At 65.4% G+C, this 8,558-nt stretch carries 9 protein-coding genes and 1 tRNA gene; 3 read left to right on the forward strand and 7 right to left on the reverse strand.

The features are described 5' to 3' along the window. From BMY22_RS21945 to BMY22_RS21960, 4 genes are all read right to left on the reverse strand, one after another. Nucleotides 1–335 (reverse strand): IS1 family transposase (locus BMY22_RS21945; protein WP_143068596.1); only part of this gene is annotated, 335 nt, incomplete at its 3' end. A 439-nt stretch (nucleotides 336–774) separates the two neighbouring features. Next, a tRNA-Thr gene (locus BMY22_RS21950) sits at nucleotides 775–850 on the reverse strand. A 108-nt stretch (nucleotides 851–958) separates the two neighbouring features. Continuing rightward, on the reverse strand, nucleotides 959–1,795 hold the full coding sequence (locus tag BMY22_RS21955) for a CvfB family protein (RefSeq protein WP_090625420.1): 837 nt from the start codon (nucleotides 1,793–1,795) through the stop codon (nucleotides 959–961). A 31-nt stretch (nucleotides 1,796–1,826) separates the two neighbouring features. After that, nucleotides 1,827–2,963: a PQQ-dependent sugar dehydrogenase gene (locus BMY22_RS21960; RefSeq protein WP_090625412.1), complete on the reverse strand. Its 1,137-nt coding sequence runs from the start codon at nucleotides 2,961–2,963 to the stop codon at nucleotides 1,827–1,829. 169 nt (nucleotides 2,964–3,132) lie between these two features. On the opposite strand from BMY22_RS21960, the gene BMY22_RS21965 reads away from it, so the two are divergent. Next, the gene (locus tag BMY22_RS21965) at nucleotides 3,133–3,843 is read left to right on the forward strand and encodes an rRNA pseudouridine synthase (protein ID WP_090625413.1); all 711 of its coding nucleotides are present in this window, start codon (nucleotides 3,133–3,135) and stop codon (nucleotides 3,841–3,843) included. Nucleotides 3,844–3,880: 37 nt separating this feature from the next. On the opposite strand, the gene BMY22_RS21970 is transcribed toward BMY22_RS21965, so the two are convergent. Further along, complete coding sequence (locus BMY22_RS21970) at nucleotides 3,881–4,645, reverse strand: SDR family NAD(P)-dependent oxidoreductase (protein ID WP_090625415.1); 765 nt, start codon at nucleotides 4,643–4,645, stop codon at nucleotides 3,881–3,883. A gap of 163 nt (nucleotides 4,646–4,808) precedes the next feature. Here BMY22_RS21970 and BMY22_RS21975 point away from each other — a divergent pair, with 163 nt between their 5' ends. Both BMY22_RS21975 and BMY22_RS21980 read left to right on the forward strand, forming a co-directional pair. Continuing rightward, nucleotides 4,809–5,567, forward strand: coding sequence for a Mut7-C RNAse domain-containing protein (locus tag BMY22_RS21975; protein WP_090625421.1), 759 nt, complete (start codon nucleotides 4,809–4,811; stop codon nucleotides 5,565–5,567). Between the two features lie 86 nt (nucleotides 5,568–5,653). Next, the gene (locus BMY22_RS21980; protein WP_090625417.1) at nucleotides 5,654–6,676 is read left to right on the forward strand and encodes a patatin-like phospholipase family protein; all 1,023 of its coding nucleotides are present in this window, start codon (nucleotides 5,654–5,656) and stop codon (nucleotides 6,674–6,676) included. Here BMY22_RS21980 and BMY22_RS21985 read toward each other — a convergent pair. Further along, nucleotides 6,593–7,513, reverse strand: coding sequence for a substrate-binding periplasmic protein (locus BMY22_RS21985; RefSeq protein ID WP_090625418.1), 921 nt, complete (start codon nucleotides 7,511–7,513; stop codon nucleotides 6,593–6,595). The genes BMY22_RS21980 and BMY22_RS21985 overlap by 84 nt on opposite strands. Before the next feature lie 322 nt (nucleotides 7,514–7,835). Then, nucleotides 7,836–8,558 (reverse strand): group II intron maturase-specific domain-containing protein (locus tag BMY22_RS21990; RefSeq protein WP_208599373.1); only part of this gene is annotated, 723 nt, incomplete at its 5' end.

Below are 8,558 nucleotides of genomic sequence, written 5' to 3' on the forward strand. Positions count from 1 at the left end.
CCACAGTGTTTCGCCGCCCTGCGTACCGTCAGGCTCTGGGTCAACGCCTCGGCATAGTCTTGCCAGAGATGGCGCTTTCGCAGTCGCGCCATCGGTGTACCCGTCAATGGGTTGCTGGTTTTGCCGCAAAACTTGCAGCGATACCGTGGCAGGCCGCCATTGGAGCCCCACGGCTGTAACTCGCTGGACTGACAGTGCGGGCAACTGCTGGGCGTGGCGATCATGTCCTGCGCAAGGCTGCCAGGTGCCGACAGGCATGCCTTCAACTGCTCACGCTGTTCTGGGCTGAGGCTGGAGAGCTGAGCGATCCATCGCGTGAAGTGACTCGCTTTCATGATCCACCTCCCGCATGCGGAGACGTCATGATCAGCTTAGCCTGCTGCAACAGCTAACTCAGACATAGCCATAAGATTTCGGTTGACAAAAATTTTCACCATTGATCTAGGCGTGAATTTTATCAAGCGGCAACCGGCCAAACGGAAGGCCAATTCATGCCAGGTTTTTGCCCTGGTCTGGAGAGTCGAAACGATGGAAATTGGCGCCGACCGAAACCGCCCGACGGGGTACGGCATCACGCCAAGGGATACGGCAGCGAACAGCGGAGCACGCCAAGGGGTGAGGCGCCTGCCATCGTGCCGACGTATCCCTAAACGTATCCCTAAAACCGGGATATGTATGGAGATAACGGGAGACAACCAGAAACAACGAATCGGGCTGGAAGTGCCGTATTTACTGGCTTTCGTAGACAACTGGAGCCAACTGTAAACAACAAAATGGTGCCGGTGAAAGGAATCGAACCCTCGACCTTCTCATTACGAATGAGCTGCTCTACCGACTGAGCTACACCGGCGGAAAACGCCGCACATTATTCAAATTCGGCCGGCCGAGCTCAAGCCCCGGAGTGGCGAAATCGGCAACTTTTTTCAGTCTTTCAGGCAGTTGCGGGCGCCTGGCCGGGTCAGCGCAGCTCGATACGGTCGTCGTGGATGGCAATCAGGTCCTGCTTGTAGAGGCCGCCGATGGCCTTCTTGAAGCTGCCCTTGCTGACGCCGAACAGCTTGGCGACGAGTTCCGGCGGGCTCTTGTCGCCGAGCGGCAGTACCCCGCCCTCCTCGCGCAGCCGCGCCAGGATGCGCTCACTCAGCTCGTCGCGGGCGGCCTGGCCCAGCGGTTGCAAGCTCAGGCTGATCTTGCCGTCGTCACGCACTTCCTTGATGTAGCCCTGCTCGCGCATGCCGCCGCGCAGGAACTTGAATACCTCGTTCTTGTGGATCAGCCCCCAGTGCTGGCCGTCGATGATCGCCTTGAAGCCCAGCGGGGTGGGCTCGACCACCAGCAGGTCGACCGCCTGGCCGGGCCGGTAGTCGGCCGGGGTCTTGTCCAGGTAGCGATCCAGCCGCGCGGTGGCGACGATGCGCCGGGTACGCGGGTCGAGGTAGACGTGCACCACGCAGTAGTCGCCGACCTGCAGCGGGCGCTTCTCTTCCGAATGGGGCAGCAGCAGGTCCTTGGGCAGGCCCCAGTCGAGGAACAGACCGATATGGTTGATCTGCAGCACCTTGAGGCTGGCGAAGCCACCGACCTGCACCTTGGGCTTCAAGGTGGTGGCGATGGGCCGGTCCTCGCTGTCCAGGTAGACGAAGACGTTCAGCCAGTCGCCGACCTCGCTCGTCTGGTCCTTGGGCACGTAGCGCCGGGGCAGGAGGATCTCTTCGCCCGCACCGCCGTCGAGATAGAGGCCGAAGTCGGTGTGCTTGACCACCTGCAGAGAGTTGAACCGCCCAATGAGTGCCATCTTGAATACCTTGCTTGCCGGGGGCGGCATTCTACTCCCGGGGCGCCAGTCCGAGGCGCAACAACTTGCCGTTCGTCTCGTCGGTCAGCAGGTAGAGGTAGCCGTCCGGTCCTACGCGGACGTCGCGGATGCGGGTGGCCAACCCTTCCAGCAGGCGCTCCTCGTGAACGATGCGGTCGCCGTCCAGCTCCAGGCGGATCAGCGCCTGGGCGGCCAGGGCGCCGATGAACAGGCTGTGCTGCCAGGCGGGAAAGCGCCCGGCGTCGTAGAAGGCCATACCGCTGATCGCCGGCGACTTCTCCCAGACATAGTGGGGCGGCTCGGTGCCCTCGACACGCTTGCCGCGGGCCTCGGGGATCGGCAGGAAGGAATAGTTGATGCCGTGGGTGGCCAGCGGCCAGCCATAGTTCCTGCCGGGCTCGGGGATGTTGATCTCGTCGCCGCCACGCGGGCCGTGCTCGTGGGTCCAGAGCCGGCCGGTCCAGGGATTGAGCGCCGCGCCCTGTGGGTTGCGATGGCCGTAGGACCAGATCTCCGGCCGCGCACCCGCCCGACCGACGAAGGGGTTGTCCTCCGGCACGCGGCCATCCGGATACAGGCGTACCAGCTTGCCCTGCAGCTTGTCGAGATCCTGGGCGGTCGGCCGCTGGTTGTTCTCGCCGAGGGTGACGAACAGGTGGCCGTCGCGGTCGAACACCAGCCGCGAGCCGAAGTGGATGCCGGTGGAGAGCTTCGGCTGCTGGCGGAAGATCACCCGAAAATCCTCCAGTTGGCGCCGGTCCGCGGACAGCCGGCCGCGGCCCACGGCGGTGCCGGCATGGCCGTCCGCCCCGGCTTCGGCATAGGACAGGTAGACCAGCCGGTCCTCGGTGAAGCCGGGTGACAGCGCCACGTCGAGCAGCCCGCCCTGCCCCTCGGCGTAGACCTCCGGCACCCCGCCCAGCGGCTCGGAGAGCCGGCCCTCGGCGAACAGCCGCAGGCGGCCGGGCCGTTCGCTGACCAACAGCCCCTGACCGGCCGGGAGGAAGGCCAGGGCCCAGGGATGCTCGAGGCCGTCGGCCAACTGCTCGACCTGCAATCGGCCCTTTTCGCTGGGGTAGTCCGCCGCCTGAAGGGCCGGGCTCAGCAGGACACCGCAGAACAGGGCAATCAGGCGAAGAGGACGCATGGTCGAGTTCCTTTCCTGAAGGAGGGGCGCAGCCACTACAACTGTAGGAGCCAGCGTGCTGGCGATGCTTCTTTGCGGCGACCAATCGCCAGCACGCTGGCGCCTACCGGTCAGGCTCTGCGGCCTCGCCAGCGAGTACAATGGTCGCCCGATTCCGAGTGCTCCCATCATGACCGATCCCATCCGCCTGTCCAAACGCCTGGTCGAGCTGATCCATTGTTCGCGCCGGGAGGCCGAGCTGTATATCGAGGGCGGCTGGGTCAGCGTCGCCGGACAGATCGTCGAGGAGCCGCAGTTCAAGGTCGGCAGCGAGGAAATCCTCCTGCACCCCGACGCCGTGGCCGCGCCGGTCGAACCGGTGACCCTGCTGCTGCACAAGCCGGCCGGCGAGAGCCTCGCGCAGGCATTGCAGCGACTTGGCCCGGCGACCCGGGCGGAGAGCGACCACGGCCCGCAGCACCCGCTGCGCCGTCACTTCGAGCGGATCACCGCGCTGTTGCCGCTGGAGCCCGCCGCCAGCGGCCTGCAGGTGTTCAGCCAGCAGCGCGGCGTGTTGCGCAAGCTGGGCGAAGAGGCCGGCCTGCTGGAGCAGGAGTTCATCGCCGAGGTCGCCGGCCAGCCTGCCGAAGGCGGCCTGCAGTTGCTCAACCACGGCCTCGACTACCAGGGCCGGCCGGTGCCGCCGTGCAAGGTCAGCTGGCAGAGCGAACACCACCTGCGCTTCGCTCTCAAGGCGCCGAAGGACGGACAGATCGAGCACATGTGCCGAAGCGTCGGGCTCGAGCTGCTGGGCCTGAGGCGCATCCGCATCGGCCGTCTGGCCATGGCCAAACTGCCGGTGGGTCACTGGCGCTATCTGGGCGAACGCGAGCGGTTTTGAGTCATGAGATGCGCCGCAGCCAGCACGGCGCGACGTCTCACTGCGGGTCGCGGTCGATGGCGAAGGCCGACCAGGCCTGGCGCACCGGCATGATTTCCAGACGATTGATGTTGACGTGCGCCGGCAGGCTCGCCACGTAAAAGATCTGTTCGGCGATGTCCTCGGCGGTCAGCGGCGTGGTGCCGCGATACAGTCGGTCGGAGGCGTCCTGATCGCCCTTGGTGCGCACCAGGGTGAACTCGGTTTCCGCCAGCCCCGGGGCGACATCGGTGACCCGTACGCCGGTACCGAGCAGATCGCAGCGCAGGTTGTAGGAGAACTGCTGGACGAAGGCCTTGGTGGCGCCGTAGACGTGACCGCCCGGATAGGGCCAGTGGCCGGCGACCGAACCGATGTTGACGATGCTGGCGCCCTGGCCGGTGGCGATCAGGGTCGGCAGCAGCGCATGGGTGACGTTCACCAGCCCGGTGATATTGGTGTCGATCATGGTGTGCCAGTCCTCCAGCGCCACCTTCTGCGCCGCCTCCGGCGCCAGGGCGAGTCCGGCGTTGTTGAGCAGCACCTTGACCTGGCGGAAGCCCTCGGGCAGCGCTGCGACCGCCTCACGGACAGCCTGGGCGTCGCGCACGTCGAGGGCGGCGATGTGCACCGCAACCTTGCTCTTCAGCTCTTCCTGCAAGTCCTGCAGGCGCTCCAGGCGCCGGCCCGTCAGTACCAGCGACCAGCCGGCCTCGGCAAAACGGCGGGCGGCAGCACGACCAAAGCCGGAGGTCGCCCCTGTGATGAAGACAATATCGCTCATTCCTGAACCTCTTTTCTCGTGAAAAACACCGGCGCCGCCGGCATCGACAAGGCCCCGGGCGGAGCCGCTCGCCCAGTCATATTATCTCTTGGCGATCTTACCTGCTTGCCGGCGAAGTGGCATGCAATGCGCCGCCCTTCGGCCCGGCTGCCATACTGTCGGCATGGTCAGCGCCACTTTCCGCTTCTACGAAGAGCTCAACGACTTCCTCCCGCTCGAGCGGCGACGGCAAGCGTTCACCTGTCCCTGCGCGCGGGCGGCGACGGTCAAGCACATGATCGAGGCACTCGGCGTGCCACACACCGAGGTGGAGCTGGTGCTGATCAACGGCGAGTCGGCGGACTTCGCCCGGCCGTTGCGCGACGGCGACCGGGTGGCGGTCTATCCCCGCTTCGAGACGCTGGATATCACCCCGCTGCTCCGGGTACGCGCCCGCCCCCTGCGCCGGCTGTCCTTCGTCGCCGACGCCCACCTCGGCGGACTGGCCCGCCTGCTGCGCATGTGCGGCTTCGACACCCTCTACGACAACCACTACGAGGACGGCCAGATCGCCGCCATCGCCGCGGAACAGGAACGCATCGTGCTGACCCGCGACCGCGAGTTGCTCAAGCGGCGCATCGTCGACCGCGGCTGCTACCTGCATGCCCTGAAACCGGCACTGCAGTTGCGCGAGCTGTTCGAGCGCCTCGATCTGGCGCGCAGCGCCCGGCCGTTCAGCCTGTGCATCCACTGCAACCGGCCCCTGCGCGAGATCGCCGCGGAACAGGCCCGGCCACGCCTGCCGCCGCGGATCGCCGCCCTCTATTCGCGCTTTCTCGCCTGCGACGCCTGCCAGCGCCTGTACTGGGAAGGCTCGCACTGGCGTAGCATGTGCGCACTGCTGGCCCCGCTGCTGGACACCGCGCCGCCGGGGCCGGGTTAAGGCACTCCATCGGTCTGCCGAGGGGTGAGGGAAACGGATTTTGCGTGTCTGAACCGGACACCTTTTCCAAGCGCAGGGAGCCCGCCATGTTCTTTCGTTCGCGCAACAACCGCCCTGCCGTGAGCCTCGCCCTGCAGGGCGGCGGCGCCCACGGCGCCTTCACCTGGGGCGTCCTGGACGCCCTGCTGGAGGACGGCCGGCTCGACTTCGCGGGCGTCAGCGGCACCAGCGCCGGAGCAATGAACGCGACCGTGCTGGCCCACGGCCTGCTGCAGGGCGGGCGCGACGGCGCGCGCGAGGCTCTGGCGAACTTCTGGCAGGCGGTGGCCGGCAGCGCGCCCATGCTCAACGCCGGCGCCAGCATCCGCAGCGGCCATCCGGCGAGCAGCCTCCGGATGATGCTCTACTGGGCCCAGTTGCTCTCGCCGCGGCAGTTCAATCCGCTGAACGTCAATCCGCTGCGCGACATCCTCGTCTCGCTGGTCGATTTCGAACGCCTGCGCACAGACTGCCCGCTCGACCTGTTCATCGCCACGACCAATGCCAACACCGGCCGCCTGCGACTGTTCCGCCACCACGAGCTGAGCGCGTCCTGCGTGCTCGCCTCGGCCTGCCTGCCGACCTTCCACCACACCGTGGAGATCGACGGCGAACCCTACTGGGACGGCGCCTTTTCGGCGAATCCGGCGGTGTTTCCGCTGGTCTACGAATGCACCGCAAGCGATATCCTGCTCGTCCTGCTCAGCCCCATGGCCCACAGCAATACGCCCCAGAGCGCCGAGGAGATCCGTCGCCGGGCGCAGGAGCTGGCGTTCAAGTCCACCTTCCTGCGCGAGATGCACAGCTTCGCCCACGCCCGCGAACACGCCGCCCGCACGCTGCTGCCCCTGGGCCGGCTGGAGCGGCGGCTGAAGCAGACCCACCTGCACATGATCGCCGACGACGTGCTGATGGGCCGGCTCGCCGCGGAATCGAAGATGACCACCAGCCAGCCCTTTCTGGAAATGCTCCGCGACCAGGGTCGCTCACAGGCCATAGCGTGGCTGACGAGCCACTACCGGGCAGTAGGTCGGCATTCCTCGGTGGACATCGCTGCCGTGTTCCTCTAAGCCGCCGTGGAGAAGACAATCGCACGGCTCCTCCGACGCAGAGCGGGCAGCCCATTCCCGAGCGGCGGGAGCCAACTCCAGCCGGTAGCGCTGGAGAATTCTGGAAATCGTGCCGTCGGCGATCAGCGCCTCCAGGCCCCGCTCGAAGGCCTGGAACTTCTCGGGCGAAACCCGTTGGCGGGAGAAGGCGATGGCGTAGCCCACCTCCTCGAACAGACCGACCTCGCGGACGTTGCGCAGGTGATGCCGCTCGATCAACCGCCGAGCGATATTGCGATTCATCACCACCATGCCGTCGCCGAAACGCCCCGCATCGAGCTTGCGCATCAGGCGCAGGTTGTCGATTTCCAGGTGGACATGCGCCGTGGCGATGCCCTGCAGGCGCAGGCTCACCAGATTGGCCGTGCCGGAGGGGCCCAGCGTGTGCAGCTCGCGGCTGCCCCCCGGCTCCGGCTGCCAGCCTTTCGCGGGATTGGAGCGATGGGCGTACAGATCGAGGCTGGAGTCGATCAGCGCAGGGGTGAAGAGGAAATCGGCCGCCCTTTCGTGGTTGGGAATGACCGCGAAGACCGCATCGGCCAGTTCCTGCTCGACCATCGCCAGGGCACGACGCCAGGGTACCAGGTCGATCGGGCAGTCGAAGCGGATATGGGTGCAGACCGCCTGCACCACGTCGACGAAGGGACCGTGGGGAACCGGGGCCTTCGCCTCGCCGGAAGACTCCTCGGCCGAAAAGTCGAAAGACAGGAACTCACCGGTAGCGAAGCGCAGCTCGACGGCCCTGGCCGGCCAATACAGCAACAGCATCCAGATCGCCAGGAATACACGTATCGACATCGACTGACTGCCCGGCCACCCGCCGGAGACAGGGTGTCCACTTTTTCTGCACGCAAAAAAAGAGGCGAGGATGACCTCGCCTACTCTTCATTCCCTTTTCCCTTTTTCCCCGTCTCATCGTCCTGATGATTCGCTATCCTGCGAAGTCCCTGGCCGTCGTCCTTGCCAGCCTGTGTCAGTCCGTCGAGTCGGGTAGGGATAGGCCATTACTGGCCCATCCCCCCTAAGAACCGTGCGTGCGACTTTCACCGCACACGGCTCAAGCCTACATGAAGCCAAGAGGCTCGGCCGGCAACGCACGGAATTGTGCGCGACTATACCACTATAGGCCGCTGTGGAGCAGTGCTACCTGTTTTTTCTGGTTGTGGACCAGTGCATGGCAGTTCGGATGAAGCAGCACGCGATTGCTCAAAGTATCCGGCCCGCCGTCCACCCGTCTGACGACGTGGTGATCGTGCCAACCGGTTTCCTTGCTGACCGCGTGCCCACACAGAGCACATTTGCCCTGCTGTCGCCGGAAAAGCCCGAGGATCTGTCCCCGATAACGCAGCTTGTGCTGCATCCGTTGGACTCTCAGTTTTTCCCACTTCAGCTCCTGCGCCGCGTCGTAGGGATGGTAGTCTCCCGGAAGACGCTTCTGGTGCGCGGTTGTGGTGTCGGCCAGCGCATATAGCCGGCGGTACTTCACCTCTGCCTTGCTGTTTTTATATGGGAACGCGAACACCCAGTTCCGTCCGTTTATGGAGTGGAAGTATTTCTTCCGAATCCACGCCGCGGACTTCTGCGGATGCCTGCGTTTCGCCCACCTCCAGAGTCGCCAGTGGATCAGGTGGTCCAGCGTACTGAAGGTTTCTTGTGCTACTGCCGGGGCATGGTAGTGCGCCCATCCCCGTAGCACCGGGTTCAGTTGGCCGATCAACGCTTCCTGCGTCAGGGCGCCGCTGCCTTTGACGATCTCCCGCACCTTCCGATAGAACGCCGAGACGTTCTTCTTCGAGGGTTTGATCAGCAGCTTGTCCTTCCTGTAGGGCGATTTCGGCACGTA

The organism is Azotobacter beijerinckii (assembly GCF_900110885.1).
Taxonomy (GTDB): Bacteria; Pseudomonadota; Gammaproteobacteria; order Pseudomonadales; family Pseudomonadaceae; genus Azotobacter; species Azotobacter beijerinckii.